General features: G+C 64.1%; 16 protein-coding genes and 1 tRNA gene. 4 read left to right on the forward strand and 13 right to left on the reverse strand.

Annotated features, from left to right (window positions below; genetic code table 11):
- Positions 1-22: 22 nt before the first annotated feature.
- A tRNA-Leu gene (locus J2D77_RS11930) sits at positions 23-107 on the reverse strand.
- An 87-nt stretch (positions 108-194) separates the two neighbouring features.
- Positions 195-1,661 (reverse strand): NAD(P)H-hydrate dehydratase, encoded by a 1,467-nt coding sequence (locus J2D77_RS11935; RefSeq protein WP_207846683.1) that lies wholly within the window; start codon positions 1,659-1,661, stop codon positions 195-197.
- Positions 1,662-1,878: 217 nt separating this feature from the next.
- Between J2D77_RS11935 and J2D77_RS11940 the strand changes: the two genes are divergently transcribed.
- From J2D77_RS11940 to J2D77_RS11950, 3 genes are all read left to right on the forward strand, one after another.
- Complete coding sequence (locus tag J2D77_RS11940) at positions 1,879-2,334, forward strand: hypothetical protein (RefSeq protein WP_207846513.1); 456 nt, start codon at positions 1,879-1,881, stop codon at positions 2,332-2,334.
- Positions 2,335-3,068: 734 nt separating this feature from the next.
- Entirely contained in the window at positions 3,069-4,571 is a 1,503-nt protein-coding gene (locus J2D77_RS11945) for a DEAD/DEAH box helicase (RefSeq protein ID WP_456304738.1), read from the forward strand.
- Between the two features lie 16 nt (positions 4,572-4,587).
- Positions 4,588-5,889 carry a class I SAM-dependent RNA methyltransferase gene (locus tag J2D77_RS11950; protein WP_207846515.1) on the forward strand — a complete coding sequence of 434 codons (1,302 nt, stop codon included), beginning with the start codon at positions 4,588-4,590 and terminating at the stop codon, positions 5,887-5,889.
- Here the strand turns inward: J2D77_RS11950 and J2D77_RS11955 are convergent.
- From J2D77_RS11955 to J2D77_RS11995, 9 genes are all read right to left on the reverse strand, one after another.
- On the reverse strand, positions 5,837-6,205 hold the full coding sequence (locus tag J2D77_RS11955; protein ID WP_207846516.1) for a HesB/IscA family protein: 369 nt from the start codon (positions 6,203-6,205) through the stop codon (positions 5,837-5,839). The two genes, J2D77_RS11950 and J2D77_RS11955, sit on opposite strands and share 53 nt — an antisense overlap.
- A 19-nt stretch (positions 6,206-6,224) precedes the next feature.
- Positions 6,225-6,749, reverse strand: coding sequence for an SUF system Fe-S cluster assembly protein (locus tag J2D77_RS11960; protein ID WP_207846517.1), 525 nt, complete (start codon positions 6,747-6,749; stop codon positions 6,225-6,227).
- Positions 6,736-7,176, reverse strand: a complete 441-nt coding sequence (sufU, locus tag J2D77_RS11965) for a Fe-S cluster assembly sulfur transfer protein SufU (RefSeq protein WP_207846684.1) — start codon at positions 7,174-7,176, stop codon at positions 6,736-6,738. The genes J2D77_RS11960 and sufU overlap by 14 nt, the downstream gene beginning before the upstream one ends.
- Positions 7,177-7,181: 5 nt before the next feature.
- A complete protein-coding gene (locus J2D77_RS11970) occupies positions 7,182-8,426 on the reverse strand; it encodes an aminotransferase class V-fold PLP-dependent enzyme (protein WP_207846685.1) in 1,245 nt (414 codons plus the stop codon).
- A gap of 5 nt (positions 8,427-8,431) precedes the next feature.
- Positions 8,432-9,691: a Fe-S cluster assembly protein SufD gene (gene sufD, locus J2D77_RS11975; protein WP_207846686.1), complete on the reverse strand. Its 1,260-nt coding sequence runs from the start codon at positions 9,689-9,691 to the stop codon at positions 8,432-8,434.
- 17 nt (positions 9,692-9,708) lie between these two features.
- The gene (gene sufC / locus J2D77_RS11980) at positions 9,709-10,485 is read right to left on the reverse strand and encodes a Fe-S cluster assembly ATPase SufC (protein ID WP_207846518.1); all 777 of its coding nucleotides are present in this window, start codon (positions 10,483-10,485) and stop codon (positions 9,709-9,711) included.
- A gap of 13 nt (positions 10,486-10,498) precedes the next feature.
- Positions 10,499-11,989, reverse strand: coding sequence for a Fe-S cluster assembly protein SufB (gene sufB / locus J2D77_RS11985; RefSeq protein WP_207846519.1), 1,491 nt, complete (start codon positions 11,987-11,989; stop codon positions 10,499-10,501).
- Positions 11,990-11,992: 3 nt separating this feature from the next.
- On the reverse strand, positions 11,993-12,463 hold the full coding sequence (locus tag J2D77_RS11990) for an SUF system Fe-S cluster assembly regulator (RefSeq protein WP_230975757.1): 471 nt from the start codon (positions 12,461-12,463) through the stop codon (positions 11,993-11,995).
- A 141-nt stretch (positions 12,464-12,604) separates the two neighbouring features.
- A complete protein-coding gene (locus J2D77_RS11995) occupies positions 12,605-13,903 on the reverse strand; it encodes a DUF445 domain-containing protein (protein ID WP_207846520.1) in 1,299 nt (432 codons plus the stop codon).
- Between the two features lie 215 nt (positions 13,904-14,118).
- Between J2D77_RS11995 and J2D77_RS12000 the strand changes: the two genes are divergently transcribed.
- Positions 14,119-16,917, forward strand: coding sequence for a phosphoenolpyruvate carboxylase (locus J2D77_RS12000; protein ID WP_207846521.1), 2,799 nt, complete (start codon positions 14,119-14,121; stop codon positions 16,915-16,917).
- A gap of 277 nt (positions 16,918-17,194) precedes the next feature.
- Here J2D77_RS12000 and fusA read toward each other — a convergent pair whose 3' ends face one another.
- Together fusA and rpmB are read right to left on the reverse strand one after the other, a co-directional pair.
- Complete coding sequence (fusA, locus tag J2D77_RS12005; RefSeq protein ID WP_207846522.1) at positions 17,195-19,282, reverse strand: elongation factor G; 2,088 nt, start codon at positions 19,280-19,282, stop codon at positions 17,195-17,197.
- Between the two features lie 242 nt (positions 19,283-19,524).
- Positions 19,525-19,830 (reverse strand): 50S ribosomal protein L28, encoded by a 306-nt coding sequence (gene rpmB / locus J2D77_RS12010; RefSeq protein ID WP_207846523.1) that lies wholly within the window; start codon positions 19,828-19,830, stop codon positions 19,525-19,527.
- Between the last annotated feature and the right edge of the window lie 124 nt (positions 19,831-19,954).

Here is a 19,954-nt window from a genome sequence, read left to right on the forward strand (position 1 = left end):
AGGACGGGAGAATGAAGCTGGATGGTACGGGCGGAGGGACTTGAACCCCCATGACTTGCGTCACCAGAACCTAAATCTGGCGTGTCTGCCAATTCCACCACGCCCGCGCACATTGCTCGCCGTCGCAAGAAGCGTGGACTTAGCTCAAAGCGTGCCCCACGGCAAGAGACCCCGCTTTATTCCCTGAACGGCCTTTATAACCGTTGCCCCCTGCCCGCTGGCAACGCGGTATCCAACCCGCTATCGGGCATGACCGAGGGCGCAAGACCCTGCTGGCGACGTGTGGCCTCCTGCCGGGCGGGGCCCAGATAACGGTCCAGGTCTTCGGCCAGCGGCCAGCCGCCCGTATCGGCGGCGGCGCGGATCCCGGCCTCCCCATGCAGCCAGACACCGCCGCACGCGGCCTGCCAGGCGGGCATGCCTGCCGCCAGAAGGGCCGCGATCACGCCCGAAAGCGTGTCGCCCGACCCCGCCGTGCCCAAAGCGGATGTTGCATGTGTATTGATGGCCAGCCTGCCATCGGGTGCGGCAATCATGGTTGTGGACCCTTTGAGCACCACCACGGCATCGATCAGCCTTGCCGCTTCCCGCACCCGCTCGGGCGGGTTGGCGCCCACCGGGCCGAAGACACGCGTGAACTCCCCCGCATGCGGCGTAATGACGGCCACACCCTTTAGCTGTTCCGGCCGGTCGGCCGCGGCACTCAGCGCGCCGGCATCGGCCAGCACGCAACGGCCAGCACGCAACAAGGCTGGCAGGGTATGGGCGACCTCATCTTCGGCAAGGCCGGGCCCGCACACCCACACATGACGACGCGCATCTTCGAGCAACACGCCCAGTGCGGCGTCATCCACGATCATGCCCGCAGGCCCAAGCCGGTAATCGCGCGCCGCATTCCCGGCGGCCACACGCACCAGACCCGCACCTGCTGCCCGCGCGCCCGATGCGCAAAGGCGCGCCGCACCCGGCATGCCCTGCCCCGCACAAATGCTGACCACACCACGCGTATATTTATGGCTTTGCGGCCCCGGGACGGGCAGGCGCCACAGGCCGGGTTCGTTACGCCACATGGTGAACGGAACCTGCTCCGCCAACGGGGCCGGAATACCGATGTCGGCCAGCACCAGTCGCCCCATCAGCCCCCGGCCGGGATAAAGCAGATGCCCGGGTTTGAAGCGATGGAACGTGACCGTCAGCTCCGCCTGCGGCGCGTACCCCCGCACCTGCCCCGTGGCGCCATCCACGCCCGAGGGCACGTCCACCGCCACCACCCGCGTGGCCGCCCGCAGCATGTCGGCCGCCACCCCCGTGGCATCGCGCGCAAGCCCCGCACCGAACAGGGCATCCACCACCAACCCGGCCCGCGCGACCTCCGCCACATCAAAAGGCACGCGGGGGCCTGTATACAGGCAGGCCTGCGCATGAGCCGGCGTGCCTTGGCGGGGTGGCTGCATTTCCGCCACCGCCACGGGCCAGCCAGCATCGGATAACAGCCGTGCCGTGACATAGCCATCGCCACCGTTATTGCCCGGCCCGCACAGGACCAGGGTGCGCATGGGGGGGATAGACCGCCTGATCGCGCGGGCCACGGCCCAGCCTGCACGCTCCATCAGCACCGATACCGGAATTGTGGCGGCACTCAACGCGTCCACCCGCGCCATATCGGCGGGCGCGTAAACACCAAGAACGGAGGGACAGGCAAGCTCCACAGCTTATCTCCATGGGCAGGATTATGGGTGGTGCGCTGAACATACCCCTTGCACCCGCACCGTCACATTGGCAATCAGACAGCAAGAACGCGCCGGAGGCCCTGTTGCCGCACCGGCCTGAGCCCTGTCGTCGGCACCCGAGGGGACCGGCAAGCCTAGCGGAGTTTGCATGCCACATTCCATTCTGTGGAGCCTTGTCCTGGCGCTCCATCTCATCAGCATCATCTTCTGGGTGGGGGGTGGCGCCTACGCTGTGGTGGTGCTGCGGCCCAGCCTTGGCCTGCTGGACGCGACCCAGCGCAATTCGGTCCATCTCCAGACCATGGCGCGCTTCTTCAAGGGGCTGACGCATGCCATTCCCACCGCGCTGATCACCGGCTGGCTGATGATCTTCCACGAAGGCGGCTTTGCCAACGTGCCCTGGACCACCAACCTCATGCAGCTTGCGGGAATCCTGATGGCGCTCTTGTTCGCACGGCTGTATTTTGGCGCCTACCAGAAGGCCCGCCGGGCGATCCGGCCCCAGGCTTCGGTCTTCGACTCGATCCGCACGCAGGTCCTGGTTATTGTCGCACTGGGAATGCTGGCCGTGCTGGCCGCCAGCCTGGGCCATCCGTTTGTGTGAAAAAACAAGGGAAGCTGGCCCAAAAACTTGCTTTTACGCACAAAGACCTTTATCCGGGCTAGCGCCTGATCGCGTGCTGGAGACGTTGCCGCCTCACGGCTTTTTGTCCGGTCGGAACATACAAGCCGGCCAGCCCGTCCGATAATGACTGTTGAAGTTCCGAGAGCATATTGACCGCAAAAGCACCTGCCCGCCCCCGCAAGACCACACCCCGCAGCCCCAAGAAAGCCGCGGTACCTGACACATCTGCAATCGTGGAAGCGGGCAGCGCGGAAGACGAAGCCGCGCCCCCTGCCGCAGCGGCCGCCGTAGCGGAAAAAAAGCCCAAACCTGCCGCGAAACGCCGGGCAAAACCAGCCAAGGGTGCTGAACCAGAAGCCCCGAAGGCCGCGGCCAAGCCAGCAGCCAAACCCAGGACCAGCCGCGCCGCCAAGGCAGCAAAGGCCGAGTCGGAAGAGGCTGTGGCACCAGCACCCCGGAAAAAAGCCGCACCCCGCCGCAAAAAGGCCGCCGAGCCCGCAGCGGAAGCCCCCCAGCCCGCCCAAACTATTGCCGACGTGGCTGAAACCGCCCCCCCGGCGGAAACACCTGCGCAGCCGGAAGCAGCAGCACCCGCCCCCGTTGCCCCGGCGGAGCAGGCCGCAGCGCCCAAGCCCGCCGCACCGGCCGCGACCGAGTCGGTCACCTTTGCCGATCTCGAACTGTCCGAACCGATCCTGCATGCCATCGCGGATATGGGCTACACCACGCCCACCCCCATCCAGGCGCAGGCCATTCCCGCCGTGCTGATGGCGCGCGATGTGCTGGGCGTTGCCCAGACCGGCACCGGCAAGACCGCGTCCTTCACGCTGCCGATGCTCGAGATCCTGAGCGGTTCGCGGGCACGGGCCCGCATGCCGCGTTCCCTGATCCTGGAGCCTACGCGTGAACTGGCCCTTCAGGTCGCGGAAAATTTTGTCAATTACGGCAAGTATCTCAAGCTCAACCATGCGCTGCTGATCGGTGGCGAAAGCATGGCCGAGCAGAAAGAGGTGCTCAATCGCGGCGTGGACGTGCTGATCGCAACGCCGGGCCGCCTGCTTGACCTGTTCGGGCGTGGCGGGCTGCTGCTCAGCCACACCAAAATCCTGGTGATCGACGAAGCAGACCGAATGCTCGATATGGGCTTTATCCCCGATATCGAAAAAATTGTCGGCCTTCTGCCCCCCACCCGCCAGACGCTGTTCTTTTCGGCCACCATGGCGCCGACCATCCGCAAGCTGGCGGATGCGTTCCTGCATAACCCCAAGGAAATCACCGTCGCGCGCCAGTCCTCGGTTGCGACCACGATCACCACGGGGCTGGTGATTGTTGACGAGCACGACAAACGCAAGACGCTGCGCCTGCTGCTGCGTGACCCGACCTTGCAGAACGCCATCGTGTTCTGCAACCGCAAGCGCGATGTGGATGTGCTGACCAAATCGCTGATCAAGCACGGTTTTTCGGCCGGGGCGCTGCATGGCGACCTGCCGCAATCCGTCCGTTTCGCAACGCTGGAAAAATTCAAGAACGGCGAGCTGAAAGTGCTCGTCTGTTCGGATGTGGCGGCGCGCGGCATCGATATTGGCGGCCTGTCGCATGTCTTCAATTTCGACCTGCCGTTCCACCCCGAAGACTACGTGCACCGCATCGGCCGTACGGGCCGCGCCGGGCGTGAAGGCCATGCCTATTCCCTGGCCACGCCCTACGACAAGGCGCTGGCCGAAGCCATTGAGCAGCTTATCGGCAAGGAATTCCCCCGCCTGGCGGTGGACGGCGTGGAACAGCTTGAATGGGCGGAAGGCAAGCGCCCCGCGAACCCGGCCGCGCGTGGCAAGGATCGGGATCGGGATCGGGATCGGGATCGGGATCGGGATCGGGATCGGGATCGGAACAAAGACCGGTCCAAGGCAAAGAACAAGACCCCGAACCAGCCCCCCGCGCGTGAGGAACGCGCAAGCCCACCGCCGCGCGATACGCAGGCCGAACAGCGTGCAGAGCGCGCCCCGCAGTCCGGCAGCCGGAGCGCGAACAAGCCGAGCCGTTACCAGCGGGACGACATAGCCCCCATGCCCGCGGGCGAGGTCGTGGGCTTTGGCGAATTGCTGCCCGCCTTCATGCTTCTGCCGCGCCGCGACTCCGAAACGGCCACGGCGAAGGCAGAGGCGCGACCGCAGGGCGACTCCGAGACGGGCCACCCGGTTCCCGCCACACCCTGATCCGCTGGGCAGGCCCATGAATACGGTGGTTGAGGCACCTGTCCTGTACCTTGCGGCACAGGGCGATGGCGCGGTTCGCCTGCCGGACGGGCAGGTCGCCTATTGTCCTGGCACGCTGGCAGGTGAGCGCGTTCGCCTGATACAGGATGCGGCGGGCATCTGGCGGCTGGATACGGTGCTGGATGCCTCGCCCGACCGCGTAACACCCCCCTGCCCGCTATTTGGCACCTGTGGCGGCTGTTCCATGCAGCAGATGCAGCCCGCAGCCCTGCTGGACTGGAAAGCCAGCAAGGTGCGCCACGCCCTGCAAAAAGCCGGGTTTGCGCCCATTCCCGAACCAACATGCACACAGGTGCCGCCCTATAGCCGCCGCCGCGTAGATCTGGCCGTGCGGCGCATGCCCGACGCCATGCTGATCGGGCTGCATGCGCGCGGCAGCAAGGCGGTGGCGGATATGACGGTCTGCCCAGCGCTGAACCCGGATATTCTGCGGCTTCTGCCCGCCTTTCGCACCACATTGCGCAGCCTTCAGGCCATTCGCAGCGAGGCGAGTCTGCATATCAACCTGTTCGATTCCGGCCCCGATATCGTGCTGCTGACCGACAGCCCCTTGCAGGCACCTGACCGGATCAGGCTGGCCCGTCTGGCGGAAGAGCACGGCATACCGCGAATCGGCTGGCGGTTGCTCAAGGGGGATGGCGAGCCCGAAACCGCCGCACAGAACGGCCCGGTCTTTCAGAGCATTGCCGGCCACAGAATCACCCCGCCACCGGGTGCGTTCCTGCAAGCGACCGCCCGGAGCGAGCACTCCATCCAGCAGGCCGTCATGGCGGCCCTGCCCGCCAGGCTCGGGCGGCGGGACAATGTGATTGAACTCTATGCCGGGTGTGGAACGCTCACGCTCCCGCTTTCCGAGCGCTGTCGGGTCATGGCGTATGAGGGACATGCCCCAGCCTGTGCTGCCCTGAAAGCGGCAGGCAACACCCGTATCCAGGCCCAATGCCGCGACCTCAACCGCCAGCCGGTCATGGCCAAGGATCTTGCAAAGGCCCCGGTCGTGATACTCGACCCGCCCCATGCGGGGGCAAAGCTGCAAATGCGCCAGATCGCCCAGGGCAGGCCCGCGCAGGTCATTTACGTAAGCTGCAACCCCGCGGCCCTGTCAAAGGATGCCGCCCTGCTGGCCGAAGCGGGCTACAGGCTGGACAGCATAGCCGTAATTGATCAGTTCCTCTGGTCGGCGGAGACAGAGGCCGTGTGCAGCTTTATACGTGAAAGCTCTCACCGCAGCCGCAGCGGCCCTTCTCGTTCGGGTTGATGAACACGAACCCGGCTTCCAGATCGCCCATGCGGTAATCCATCTGCGAACCGATCAGGAACAGCGTGGCCTTGCGGTCGATCAGCAGGGTCAGGTCGTGGTCCCTGATGATCTCGTCGCCCTCACCGGGCTTGTCGACAAAGGTCATGTCGTAGGCCTGGCCCGAACAGCCGCGCGTGGTCACCGAAACGCGTAAAAGCTGGCCCGTATGCGCCGTTGCGTATAAATGCCGCAGCCGCTCGGCCGCCGCATCCGTCAGGCTCAGCAGCGGGGGCAGCGCGCGTCGTGGCGGAGCAGTGCTGATGCTTTGAGACATCGTTACGTCCTTTCCTGCGTCAGAACATGTTAAGGGACAGGCGGGCTTCATCGCTCATGCGCGACATGTCCCATGGCGGATCCCACACCACCTCGACCTCGGCATTGGTCACACCCGGCAGCTTCTCCACCGCGTCCTTGACCTGCACGGGCAGTTCCTGGGCACTGGGGCAGTTGGGCGCGGTCAGGGTCATTTCAACGCGCACACGCCCGTCATCGTAAAGGTCGATCGCGTAGATCAGGCCAAGCTCGTAGATATTGACCGGTATTTCCGGGTCATGAACCGTGGCGATGGCCTCGATCACCGCATCTTCGGACGGATGGGTGCCGGTGGCCCCCTCCGCCTTGGGAGCGGGTGTATCTTCGGCGGGGGCGTGCTCCGCATCGTCCCCATCGGGTCGCCAGCTTTCCACCGCCGCGCGCGCCGCATTTGCGGCGTGGTCCGCGTGCAGGACATCCTCCACCGGCGGCGCCTCGGGCTGCGTGGTCAGCACCTCCGGCGTGGGGGCCGGGCTGTGGGCGCGCACATCGTCAGTTACGGACATGAGAAAGTGCCTCCTTCAGGGCTATCCACGGCAGTTCGGCGCAGCGTATCCGGGCTTTATGGGCACGTACCGGGGCCAAGGCCTGCAATGCCCCCAGTTCTGGCAGTCCGGCCTGGGTCCGGGGCCGGTCCGCCCCATCGCGCAGCAGCGCGGAAAAACGGTGCGACAGGGCATCGGCCTGTTCGATACTGCACCCCGCCAGACGTTCGGCCATCAGATCGGCCGTAGCCGCACAGATCGCACAGCCCCGAGTGTGGTGGCTGATCTGTGCTATATGGGGACCGTCAAGCCGGATATCGAGCCGTGTGCGATCGCCACAAAGCGGATTTTTGCCTTCCCCGCTTACATCCGGGTTGGCCAGCGGGGCCGCATGCAGCGGCTTGCGTGCCCGCGTGACGATCAGCCGGTCGTACAGGGCCTCATCCATGTCGGTCACACGAAAAAGTCCCTGATCCGCACCAGTGTATCGGCCAGCGTGTCGATCTCGTCCTTGCTGGTATAGATACCGAAGCTTGCACGTGCCGTAGCACTCAGCCCCAGCCTGCGCATGAGCGGTTCCGCGCAATGATGACCCGCCCGCACGGCAATACCGTTGCGGTCCAGCAGGGTGGCGATATCGTGCGGATGCACATCGGCCATGGTGAAGGACACAACGCCCCCCCGGCATGCGGGATTGCCGGTCACGACAAGGCCCGGCACTTCGGCCAGGCGGGCCAGGGCATGGGTGGTCAGGGCCTGTTCATGGGCCGCAATCGCCTCGAACCCGATGGCGTCCACCCACGATACGGCAGCCCCCAGGCCAATGGCTTCGACAATGGCGGGGGTTCCCGCCTCGAACTTGTGGGGCACATGGGCCCAGGTCGCCTTCTCGAACGTGACGGTGGAGATCATGTCCCCCCCGCCCAGGAAGGGCGGCATGTCTTCAAGCAGGGCCTGCCTGGCCCACAGCACGCCAATGCCGGTCGGGCCATAGAGCTTGTGGCCGGTAAAGGTATAGAAATCGGCCCCGAGCGCCTGCACGTCGGTACGGTGATGCACCACGGCCTGGCTGCCGTCGAACAGGACCAGCGCACCGGCCGCATGGGCCATGTCCGCGATCTGGCGCGCCGGGGTAATGGTGCCCAGCACGTTGGACATATGGGTGATGGCGACCAGTGCGACCTTGCCATCGGCCAGCAGCGCTTCAAGTGCCGGCAGGTCGATATCGCCCGCATCGGTAATGGGGGCCACGCGCAGTTCGATTCCCGCGCGGTCACGCAGCATCTGCCAGGGGATGAGGTTGGCGTGATGCTCCATTTCCGAAATCAGCACCGCCTGCCCCGGCTTGAGCATGGAGCCGAAGGAATGCGCCACCAGATTGATGGCTTCGGTGCTGTTGCGGGTGAAAATGATCTCATTGCGCGACGGGGCGTTGAGGAACCCCGCAATCAGGTCGCGGGCGTTTTCATACGCCTCGGTCGTGCGCTCACTCATCCAGTGCAGGCCGCGATGGATGTTGGCGTATTGGTGGCGCATGGTCTCGGCCATGGCACTGATCACGGCTTCGGGCTTCTGGGCGGAGGCCGCACTGTCCAGGAACACCAGCGGCCTGCCATGCACCGTTTCGGACAGGATGGGAAACTGCGCGCGAATAGCCGCAAGGTCGAAGCCGCCGGTATGGGGGGGCGTTGTGGTCATGGCGGTCATGCCTGTCCTCCCTTCTGGCCGAAGCGTTCGGTCATGATGGCGCGGCAGATATCCTGCGCCGTCTCGTCCGTCACCAGGGCCAGGGCTTCGTCCAGGAACGCATCGATCAGGATCTGGCGGGCCTGTATTTCGGGCACGCCGCGGCTGCGCAGGTAGAACAACTGGTCGTCATCCAGCGCACCCACGGTCGCACCATGGCTGCACTTTACGTCATCCGCGTAGATTTCCAGTTCCGGCTTGGCGTCGATCTCCGCATCGGGGGAGAGCAGCAGGGCCTGGTTCATCTGGTAGCCGTCGGTCTTCTGGGCCACCCGTTCCACCAGCACCTTGCCCTGGAACACGCCGCGTGCATGCCCGTCCAGCACGTTGCGCACCGTCTGGCGGGATACGCAATCCGACGCCGCATGGGTGATCACGCTGGTCATGTCACCGACCTGGCGGCCACCCAGCCGTTGCGCACCATTGACATGCACCAGGGCATGCGGGGCGGCCAGGCGGGCATGCACCTCATGCCGCGCCAGTGCGCCACCAAGCCCCAGGGCAAAACTGTCGTAAACGCCATGGCCTGCGATATCGGCATAGACCGTGCCCAGGCTGACAGCCTCCACCCCTTCAAGCTGGAGGGTGACATGCCGCAGTTCGGCACTTTCACCCACATGGATATCCGTTACGGGATTATGGAAATACGCCCCTTCCCCCGCATGGACCGACAATACCGACAGGCTGGCCCCCGCACCGAGCGAGATCGCATGGCGCGGATGGTAGGACATGGCCTGTTCCCCACCCAGCCCAAGCGAGATCACGGCAACCTGCCCGGCCTTGACCCCGGCGGCCACGGACAGCATCACGCCATCTTCAGCCAAAGCGGTGTTGAGGGCCACCAGCGGGTCCCGGTCCGGTGCGGCCTGCACCCCGAATGTGGGGGACTGGTTGAAAAAACCGACCTGAAGCGTATCGGGCACGTGGCTGAGTTCGGGCGCATGGGTGCCATTGACCAGCACCACGCGTGCGAGCGTTGCCAGGCTTTCATGCGTGGCCAGCACGTGGTCGAGCAGGGCTTGCGCCCGCGCCGTGTCGTATCCTGCGGCAGGGGCGGCAAAACTGGCGGTGCCCAGCGCGCGCAGGGCAGTATATTTCCACGCCTCCGTGCGGCGGCTGGGCAGGCCGGTTCGGGCCAGCGCACCCAGGGCGGCATGGCGTTCAGCCCCGGCCACGCCGTTCAGGCGATCGGCGAACAGGGCCAGCGGGCCGGGCATGGTGGTGCTGATGGCGTTCACGCTGCCTCTGCCTCCGCCAGGAATTTGGTGTAACCCTCCCGGTCGATCTCACGCGCAAGCTCAGGCCCGCCGGACAGGATGATCCGCCCCTGCGCCATGACATGGATGCGATCGGGCACCAGATAATCCAGCAGTTTCTGGTGATGGGTGATGACAAGGGCCGAAAACTGCGGGGAACGCAGGCGGTTCACGCCTTCGGCCACAATGCGCAGCGCGTCCACGTCCAGCCCGCTATCGGTTTCGTCCAGAATGGCGAAGCTGGGTTCGAGCATGGTCATCTGCAGGACTTCGTTGCGTTTTTTCTCACCGCCCGAAAACCCGACATTCACATTGCGCTTGAGCATGTCCGGGGCCATGGAAAGTTCCTTGGCTGCCGTCCGGGCAAGCTTGAGGAACGCCACGGCATCAAGCTCGTCCTGCCCGCGCGCGCGCCGCACCGCGTTGACCGCCGTGCGCAGGAAATTGGCGTTGTTCACCCCGGGCAGTTCAACCGGCGCCTGAAAGGCCAGGAACAGCCCGGCAGCCGCACGTTCTTCCGGCTCCATGGCCAGCAGGTCCTGGCCCTTGAACAGAACACTGCCCGCCGTGACCTCGTAATCCTCACGCCCGGCGAGAACGTAGGACAGCGTGGACTTGCCGCAGCCATTGGGGCCCATGATGGCATGCACCTCACCGGGGGGGATGCTCAGATCCACGCCGCGCAGGATCTGCTTTTCCTGCCCGTCAGCATCGATTCTGGCTTTCAGTCCGGAAATTTCCAAAAACTGGCTCATGGTCTGTACTTCCTTACCCAACGCTGCCTTCAAGGCTGATCTGCAACAGTTTCTGCGCCTCGACCGCGAATTCCATCGGCAGTTCCTTCAGAACGTCGCGACAAAACCCGTTCACGATCAGGCCCACGGCGTCTTCCTCGGACAGGCCGCGCTGACGGCAGTAAAACAACTGGTCTTCCGAAATTTTCGATGTCGTCGCCTCGTGCTCGATCCGGGCCGCCATGTTGCGGCTTTCGATATACGGCACGGTATGCGCGCCACACTGATCGCCGATCAGCAGGCTGTCGCATTGCGTGAAATTGCGCGCACCCGACGCCTTGGGCTGCACGCGCACAAGACCGCGATAGGTGCTGTCCGACCGGCCGGCACTGATGGTCTTGGCAATAATGGTCGAGCGTGTATTGCGCCCGATATGGATCATCTTGGTGCCGGTATCGGCCTGCTGGCAGTTATTCGTGACCGCGACCGAATAGAATTCCCCCACCGAGCCTTCACCCTGAAGAATGCAGGACGGATATTTCCAGGTAATGGCCGATCCGGTTTCCACCTGGGTCCAGGAAATCTTGGAGCGCGCACCGCGGCACGCACCGCGCTTGGTGACGAAATTGTAGATCCCGCCACGCCCTTCCTCATCCCCCGGATACCAGTTCTGCACCGTGGAATACTTGATCGAGGCGTCATCCATCGCCACCAGTTCCACAACGGCTGCGTGCAACTGGTTTTCGTCACGCATGGGGGCCGTGCAGCCTTCAAGGTAGGAGACGGAAGCCCCTTCCTCCACCACGATCAGCGTGCGTTCGAACTGCCCGGTATTGCGCGCATTGATGCGGAAATAGGTGGACAGTTCCATCGGGCAGCGCACGCCCTTGGGCACGTAGACGAACGAGCCATCCGTAAACACGGCGGAGTTCAGGGCGGCAAAGAAGTTATCGCCCGCCGGCACCACGCTGCCCAGGTATTTGCGCACCAGTTCGGGGTGATCCTTCACCGCTTCGGAAATGGGGCAGAAGATCACGCCGGCTTCTTCCAGCGTCTTGCGGAAGGTGGTGGCGACCGAAACACTGTCGAACACCGCATCCACCGCCACGGGCGGGCGGGCGGTTTCGCCCTCGGGCAGTTCCACCCCGGCCAGCAGGGCCTGTTCATGCAGCGGAATACCCAGCTTTTCATACGTCCGGAGCAGTTCCGGGTCGACTTCTTCCAGCGACTTGGGGCCCGGCTTGCGGCGGGGGGCTGCGTAGTAATGCAGGTCCTGGTAGTCGATGGGGGGATAGGACACCTTGGCCCATGTGGGTTCGCGCATGGCCTGCCACGTCGCAAACGCCGCCAGACGCCATTCCAGCATCCATTCGGGCTCTTCCTTGCGGGTTGAAATCAGACGGATGATGTCTTCATTCAGCCCCTTGGGAGCCATATCCATCTCGATCTCGGTCTCGAAGCCCCATTTATATGTGGACTGACCGAGTTTTTCGACGGCTTCGCGGGTTTCTGTTACGGCCGGCATGAGCTAGGCCCCTCCACGCAGTTCTTGAACAGTACTTGCCGCGCCATTGCCAGCATAAGGGCGTGGCGGGCGGATTGTCTGGCTCTGGCGCATGCTCTCGAGCGAGATGCCCTCCAGCGTCGTGCGGATGGCCTGGTTGATCGTATCCCAGCTGCCGCACAGGCTGCACGATACGCCGTTATCGCACCCCCCGCCATCGACACAGGCGGTCAGGGCGATCTTGCCATCCACCGCCGTGATCACGCTGGCGACGGAAATATCGGCAAGCGGCCTTGCCAGCCTGTAGCCACCCTTGGCCCCGCGTTGCGACAGCACGAAACCATCCCCCGCAAGAACCTTAAGCACCTTGGCAACGGTCGGTTCCGGCACGCCGGTTTCGTGCGCCAGACAGGGAGAGGTCACAACCCCCGCCTGCTCGCCAAGCCTTACGAGAATGACAATCGCGTAGTCCGCCAGGCGGGAAAGTTTCAGCATTATCCGGCCTTCACCCAATTAAAGACCTGTGCGGTCCTGTTTCGGATACATGGCCCCAAGAAGGACCTGCGTCAACCCAAATCGGCGGGAATATTGCCCCCGCATAGCTGTCCCTCGCCCCTGCCGTGCCGGGGTTCGGGCCTATTGCGCATTCAGCCCGAACATCAGCCGCAGGACGGCGAACAGCAACGCCCCCACCCCAAAGCCCACCAGCGTGCCGTTGAAACGGATGAACTGCAGGTCCTTGCCCACCCGCAGTTCCAGCCGGTCGGCCATTTCCACCGTGTTCCAGCCCGACACCACGCGGGCGATGAAGTCGCCCACACGCTCACGCGCAAAGGGCAGCATGCGCAGGACGGCGCGGTTGGTCCCATCCACGATCCGCCTGCGCAGCACCTCGTCGTCGCGCGCCTGCGTGGCAAGGCGGGTCAGGCCATCACGAACGAGAGAGGCCACGCGGCCTTCGGGGTCTTCGATGTCGGACTCCACCATGCGGCGGAATCGGTGCCAGATATCGCCCCACCAGCCCGCGACACTTTCATGCGACAGGACGGACATGACAGCCTGGGTGAATTCCCGCCCGCGTTCGGGGTCGGTCTCGATCCGGTCCACCTGCGCACGCACCCAGGTGGTAAAGCCTTCGCGCAGGCTGGAATTTTCCGGGTCGATCCGCTCCAGTTCCTTCCCCGCCGCCAGAATGACCTTGGTGGCGATGGACCCGCCAATGGCCCAGCCCAGAAAGCGCCCGCCCTGTTCGCGCACCCGGTCCTCGATCATGGCGCGCAGCGATGCTTCCTTGGATTGCAGGCCGTCCTTGATCTGGCCCAGCAGATAGGACAGCACCTCCTGGTGCCGGTCGTCATCGACCATGCTGCGCAACGCCTTGGCGATCACGGGGGCAAGATCGTTCCCCCCCAGCAGGCGCGGCAGCACGCGTGCCAGCCCACGGCTGGCGCGCCCGTCTTCCAGACGGTCGAGAATCTGCGGGGTGGAGCGGGTCAGCGCGCCAACGATCGTGTCCTGTGTCGCGGGGTCGTCGAGAATGCGGGCCACAAGGGCGGGCACGTCCATCTGGGCGAGAACCCGCGTGACTTCCTTTTCGGTGAAAACCTGCCCCGCGACAAAACGACCCAGCGCATTACCCAGGCGGTCCTTCTGCGCGGGCAGGATCGCGGTGTGGGGAATCGGCAGCCCCATAGGGTGGCGAAACAGCGCGACCACGGCGAACCAGTCGGCCAGGCCGCCAACAACCCCCGCCCGCGCCCCCGCCCGCAGCATTTCCAGCCAGAATCCGTCCGTGACCCAACCGGCCGCGGGCGCTGCATAGCCAAGAACGGTCAACCCGCCCATCAGCACCAGCAGGCCTGTGGCCGCCCTCTTGTATCGCCGCAGCATCTGGCGGGCGGCGAAATCCCCTGCGTTTTCGACTTGTGACGTCATGCCTGTTCGATAGCACCACGCAGCGCCAGCCCCAAGTGTCCGCTACGGGCATGCACCCGCAAGCGCGGTCTGCTGTCCGCATTGGCCATTGCACTGCCCCGGGCTTTCACGCCGCCTGTTGCGCGCGCCTGGCAGACGTGAAAAGACTCACCCTCGCGTTTGCGCATAAATTCACGTGTCTCAACGACCAATCCTGCAAGGACCCCGCGCGCCCCATGTCCCCTGATCTTTCATCTCTTCCGCCGCGCATCGGCAGCCTGCTCGCATCCGTGGGCGAGGCATCGGCCCCCGGCACAGTGGCGGAAGGCACCAATCCGGTCATGGCGACGGCCCTGCGCCTTGGCGAGGCCTTCGAGCGGGAGGAGATCAGCTACGGCGATATTCTCGGCCTGATCCGTACCCTGCGGGACGAGGCGTTCCTGAACCGCGCACGGCGCCTGCACCGCTATGTTGGGGGGGCCACCCTTGCCGCATCGCACGACAAGCTGCGCGAGGTGGCCGAACATATCCGCGCCACCCTGCCCGAACCCAGCTTTGCGGCTTTCCAGGAAGCGATCAGCACCATCCGCTTCGCCGCCGTGTTCACCGCCCACCCGACATTCGCCCTGAGCAACCCGGTCTATGCGGCCGTGGCGGCCAGTGCCTCCACCGCCATCCCGCCCGAGACCGCACCTTTCTTCGAGACGCATCGCCGTGCAGCCCCCCCCACGCTGGAGGAGGAATTCACGCTGGCCGCACAGGCCATAACCCGCGCGCGTGACGCCATAGACCTGCTGTCCACCGCCCTGCTGGAAACCGCGAAAACCACCTGGCCCGAAGACTGGAACCATCTGGCCCCCTGCCCCGTCATTGCCACAAGCTGGGTCGGTTACGACACGGACGGCCGCACGGATATCGGCTGGTGGGATACGCTGCGCCTGCGGCTGCGCATGAAACTGTTTCAGCTCATGCGGCTGGAAGCCCAGATTACCCATGAAGGGGTGCTGGCCCCCGAACTGGCGGAAAGGCTGCAAAACGCCATAAGCTGCGTCAAGGCCCAGATCAGTGCGGCCCCGGCGGGCCCGGCCGATGTGCAGGCAGTGGCGAATTTCGCGCGGCTGATGGTGGACGGGCGCGAAACCGCCCTGACCCACGCGCAGGAGCTTGAAGGGCTGTTGCAGGCCGCGATCGACACCGCCCCGCCATCGGCCCAGGTGCCGCTGGCCGTGGCCCGCGCGGGCTTTCTGGCCCACGGGCTGGGGCTGGCCCATACGCATGTGCGCCTGAATTCCGTGCAGGTGCATAATTTCGTCCGCCAGAAGCTCAAGCTGCTGGACGACCCCACCAACCCGGTGCATCGCCGCGCCCTGCTGATCCAGGTGAACGAGGCGCTGGAGAATGTCGAGGCGGTGCCGGTCGATTTCGGCGCGCTCCTGAACGACCCGTCCACGGCGGGGCGGCTGCTGATGACCATCGCCCAGATCACCAAGTTCGTGGATACGCAGACCCCGGTCCGCTTCCTGATCGCGGAGACCGAAACCGGCTACACGCTGCTGGCCGCCCTGTGGGCCGCGACCCATTTCGGCGTTGCCGAGCATATCGAAATCTCCCCCCTGTTCGAGACGGAGGAAGCGCTGGTCAACGGCGCGCATATCGTGGAGGAAGCCCTGCGCTCCCCCGCATGGCGCGCCTATGTGCGGCGCATGGGGCGTATCTGCTTCCAGTTCGGCTATTCCGATTCCGGCCGCTATATCGGCCAGCTTGCCGCATCCTACCAGATCGAACGGCTGCGCCTGCGGATCGGGGACCTGCTGGCCCGCTGGGGGCTGTCCGATGTCACGGTCGTGTTTTTCGACACGCATGGCGAAAGCATCGGCCGGGGTGCCCACCCCTTTCGTCTTGCGGACCGGCTCGACTATCTTTCCCCCGCGCATGTGCGCAACCGGTTCGAGGAAAGCGGCATTGTCTGGCGGGAGGAAACATCCTTCCAGGGCGGGGATGGCTACCTGCTGTTCGGCACCCCGGAACTGGCCAGTGCGACACTGGCGACCATTGCCGAGAACATCTACCTGCCCCACCGCCAGGACAGCGACCCGATCTACGACCACCCCGATTTCGCGGCGGATTTCTTCTCCAGCGTGATCGAGAACATGAAAAGCCTGGTGGCCGATCCGGGCTATGCCGCCCTGCTGGGCGCGTTCGGCCCGTCTTTGATCGATCGTACTGGCTCGCGCCCGCCCGCGCGCCAGAGTGCGGAGGCCGCGACCCGCAGCCGCATCACCCATCCGGGCCAGCTACGCGCCATTCCCAACAACGCCATCCTGCAACAGCTTGGCTGGTGCGCGAACACGCTGCAAGGGCTGGGGGCCGCCGCGCGCCGCCATCCCGAAACCTTCGAGACGCTGAACACTTCCAGCCCGCGCTTTCACCGCGCCCTGGATTTCGCGCGCCATGCGCTGGCCTGCTCGGATGACAAGGTGCTTAAAAGTGTGGTCTGCCTGTTGGACCCCGGCTTCTGGCTGGACCGCGCGAGCGAGGAAAAAGCCGCCAAGCGCCGCCAGGCTTTTCTGGGGATCATGCGGGATCTGGAAAAACTGAACCTTTCGGCGGAATTGCAGACCCTGTTCCGCCGCATCCAGGCGGACCACCTGGCCCTGCGCGAAGCCTGGCAGCACGCCCCCCGGGTGGAGCCGCGCATTCGCCTGCTGCACGCAATCCGTATCATGCTGATCGAACGCATCTGGCTGCTGGCATGCCGTATTCCCTTCTTCATGCCCCGCGGCGGCTTCAACCACGAAACCATGATGCAGCAGATCCTCTGCCTCGATATCCCTGCCGTGTTGCAGGAACTGGGCAATATCTTCCCCACCGGCACGGGCCCTTCGGAACTGGACTTCCACGAACCCGCAGGCCCGCGGGACGAAGGCATTTACGTGCGCGAACACAGGGAAATCTTCACCCCCATGGGGCAGTTGTTCGAACTCCTGCGCGAGATCAGCGTCGCCCTCATGCACGATATCGGCGCGTTCGGCTGACAGGCGCGTCGTTCCTCCGTTAAGGTCGAAGAGGCAGCTTCAAAAGCCTGTCCGCGACATATCGGGGGCATTGCATAGAAGTTCGGCCGCCACTTTTTTAAAAACGTGGCGTTCCCTCAAGCTTTTTGAAAAAAACTTCACCAAAAACTTTTATCATCATCGGGAGACTGTTTTGGAACGGTCTCTGCGCCGCCGCCCGGAACAGGGCCCCATAGCAAAAAGGGCTGCCCCGAAACCGGAGCAGCCCTTTTTATTTAACCGCCTGAAAGCGACGTTATCAGCGGGACTGAGCCATGATTTCGTCGGCCACGTTGCGCGGCACGGGATCGTAGTGGTGGAACTGCATCGTGAAGGATGCACGGCCCTTGGTCATGGACCGCAGGTGGGAAATGTAGCCGAACATTTCCTTCAGCGGCACATAGGCGCGCACCATGACCGTGGAACCCGAAGTTTCCTGGTTCTGGATCATGCCACGACGACGGTTGAGGTCACCCACCACGTCACCCACGTGATCGTTCGGGGTGGTCACTTCCACGTCCATGATCGGTTCGAGAATGACGGGGCCGGCCTTCTTCATGCCTTCGCGGAAGCAGGCCTTGGCAGCGATTTCGAACGCCAGGGCGGACGAGTCGACGTCATGGTACTTACCGTCGAGCAGCGTGAACTTGAAGTCCACCGTCGGGAAGCCTGCCAGCACACCGGTGGAGGACTGGACGCGAATACCTTTTTCCACCGCAGGGATGTATTCGCGCGGCACGGTGCCGCCCACAACCTGGTTTTCGAACAGGATACCGCCGTTACGTTCGACCGGCTCGAAGTTGATCTTGACTTCAGCGAACTGGCCCGACCCACCGGACTGCTTCTTGTGGGTATAGGTTTCCGTATGCGGCTGCGAAATGGTTTCGCGGTAAGCCACCTGCGGCGCGCCCACATTCGCTTCCACGCCGTATTCGCGGCGCAGACGGTCGATGATGATGTCCAGGTGCAGTTCGCCCATGCCCGACAGAATGGTCTGGCCGGTTTCCTGGTCGGTCTTGAGCTGGAGCGAAGGATCTTCGCCAGCCAGCTTCTGCAGCGCCAAGGTCATCTTCTCGACCGCGTCCTTGGTCTTGGGCTCGACCGAGATGTCGATAACCGGAACCGGGAAGGACATGCGTTCCAGCACCACCGGATCGGACCCGTCGGCCAGGGTGTCACCCGTCTGGGTGTCCTTCAGGCCCACGAACGCCGCAATGTCACCGGCATGCACTTCGGTCAGTTCTTCGCGCTTGTCGGCGTGCATCTGATAGATACGGCCGATACGTTCCTTGTGGCCCTTCGTGGTGTTCAGGACGGTATCGCCCGTCTTGAGAACGCCGCGATAGACGCGCACGAAGGTCAGCGTGCCGTATTTGTCGTTGATGATCTTGAACGCCAGGCCAGCGAACTTGCCATCGGGATCGACGGGGATGATCGGCTGGTTCTTTTCGTCGGCTTCCTCGCCTTCGGGCGGGGCGCAACGAATGCCGGCAACGTCGTCAGGGGCGGGCAGATAGTCGATGATCCCGTCGAGCAGGGGCTGCACGCCCTTGTTCTTGAAGGCCGTGCCGCACAGGACGGGGCGGAATTCACCGCTGATGGCACCCTTCTTGATGCACTTCTTCAGCGTTTCGACCGAAACGTCGCCCTTGTCGAAGTATTCTTCCATGGCGGCTTCGTCGACAGCCAGGGCCGTGTCCAGAAGTTCCTGGCGCGCTTCGGCGGCCTTTTCCTTCAGATCGGCGGGAATTTCCTCGTCATGGAACTTCGCGCCCAGCTCACCACCTTCCCAGACGATGGCCTTCATTTCCACCAGGTCGACAACACCGACAAACTGGTCTTCCGCACCGATGGGAAGCTGCAGCGGAATGGCGACGATATCGAGTTTTTCCTTCAACGTGTCGAACGCGCGGTAGAAATCCGCACCCGTACGGTCGAGCTTGTTGATGAAAATGATACGCGGCACGTTGTAGCGGTCAGCCAGACGCCAGTTGGTCTCGGACTGCGGCTGCACACCGGCCACGCCTTCGATGATGAACACGGCACCGTCGAGCACGCGCAGGGAGCGGTTCACTTCGATGTTGAAGTCGATGTGTCCGGGCGTGTCGATGATGTTGATGCGGTGGTCTTTCCAGTCGCACGTCACGGCGGCGGAGGTGATGGTGATACCACGCTCACGTTCCTGGGCCATGTAGTCGGTCGTGGTGTTGCCTTCGTGCACTTCACCGATTTTGTGGGACACGCCGGTATAATACAGGATGCGCTCGGTCGTGGTCGTCTTACCGGCGTCGATATGTGCGGTAATACCGATATTGCGGATCTTGGAGAGATCAGATTTGGTGGACACGAAAACCTCCAGAAAACAGGTCAGGCGCGACAGGAATCCCTTCGCGCCTGTGGCCACCGAACACCACGGCCCCTGCCTGAAACAACGCCGTTCAGGAAGGCCGGCTGCCGGATCCCGGCCGATAGACAAAGATGCCTGGCATGCAGCCAGCCACCCGAACCACACAGAAACCGGGCCCCTGCCTTATGGCCGCATGGGCCACGGGCACGAACCCGGCTCCGCCGAAGACAGGCCCCGAAAAATCAGGCGCTGACGGCGACCTGCTTCTTGGCCTGAGCGCGCTGCACGCGACGCTTGACGACCAGCGCTTCCGTGGGGAGCTTGCGGTTGGGCGTGCCCAGCAGGAACGCATCCAGGCCGCCATTGTGTTCGATGGTGCGCAGCCCGCGGGTGCTTACGCGCATGCGCACGGCAGAACCCAGGATTTCGGACACCAGGGACGCTTCCTGCAGGTTGGGCAGAAAACGGCGACGGCTCTTGTTGTTGGCATGACTGACGTTGTTTCCGGTCAGCACGCCCTTGCCGGTGATGTGGCAACGACGGGACATTGTCTCATCCTTAGTCTTGACTAAAAAATAGGAACAGAGGGCCGAGACAGACGCCCGGCAATCACATTCACGATTGGCGCGGCTTATGACTGACCCGCCGCCTCCCGTCAAGGGTTGTGCCCAG

Origin of the sequence: Acetobacter garciniae (assembly GCF_017377735.1) — a bacterium.
Taxonomy (GTDB): Bacteria; Pseudomonadota; Alphaproteobacteria; order Acetobacterales; family Acetobacteraceae; genus Acetobacter; species Acetobacter garciniae.

Excerpts from the sequence above, each read along its gene's own strand:
- J2D77_RS11935 (WP_207846683.1), bottom strand. The coding sequence starts at position 1,661 with ATGGCGCGGGTGGACGCGTTGAGTGCCGCCACAATTCCGGTATCGGTG.
- J2D77_RS11940 (WP_207846513.1), top strand. The coding sequence starts at position 1,879 with ATGCCACATTCCATTCTGTGGAGCCTTGTCCTGGCGCTCCATCTCATC.
- J2D77_RS11945 (WP_456304738.1), top strand. The coding sequence starts at position 3,069 with ATGGGCTACACCACGCCCACCCCCATCCAGGCGCAGGCCATTCCCGCC.
- J2D77_RS11950 (WP_207846515.1), top strand. The coding sequence starts at position 4,588 with ATGAATACGGTGGTTGAGGCACCTGTCCTGTACCTTGCGGCACAGGGC.
- J2D77_RS11955 (WP_207846516.1), bottom strand. The coding sequence starts at position 6,205 with ATGTCTCAAAGCATCAGCACTGCTCCGCCACGACGCGCGCTGCCCCCG.
- J2D77_RS11960 (WP_207846517.1), bottom strand. The coding sequence starts at position 6,749 with ATGTCCGTAACTGACGATGTGCGCGCCCACAGCCCGGCCCCCACGCCG.
- sufU (WP_207846684.1), bottom strand. The coding sequence starts at position 7,176 with ATGGATGAGGCCCTGTACGACCGGCTGATCGTCACGCGGGCACGCAAG.
- J2D77_RS11970 (WP_207846685.1), bottom strand. The coding sequence starts at position 8,426 with ATGACCACAACGCCCCCCCATACCGGCGGCTTCGACCTTGCGGCTATT.
- sufD (WP_207846686.1), bottom strand. The coding sequence starts at position 9,691 with ATGCCCGGCCCGCTGGCCCTGTTCGCCGATCGCCTGAACGGCGTGGCC.
- sufC (WP_207846518.1), bottom strand. The coding sequence starts at position 10,485 with ATGAGCCAGTTTTTGGAAATTTCCGGACTGAAAGCCAGAATCGATGCT.
- sufB (WP_207846519.1), bottom strand. The coding sequence starts at position 11,989 with ATGCCGGCCGTAACAGAAACCCGCGAAGCCGTCGAAAAACTCGGTCAG.
- J2D77_RS11990 (WP_230975757.1), bottom strand. The coding sequence starts at position 12,463 with ATGCTGAAACTTTCCCGCCTGGCGGACTACGCGATTGTCATTCTCGTA.
- J2D77_RS11995 (WP_207846520.1), bottom strand. The coding sequence starts at position 13,903 with ATGACGTCACAAGTCGAAAACGCAGGGGATTTCGCCGCCCGCCAGATG.
- J2D77_RS12000 (WP_207846521.1), top strand. The coding sequence starts at position 14,119 with ATGTCCCCTGATCTTTCATCTCTTCCGCCGCGCATCGGCAGCCTGCTC.
- rpmB (WP_207846523.1), bottom strand. The coding sequence starts at position 19,830 with ATGTCCCGTCGTTGCCACATCACCGGCAAGGGCGTGCTGACCGGAAAC.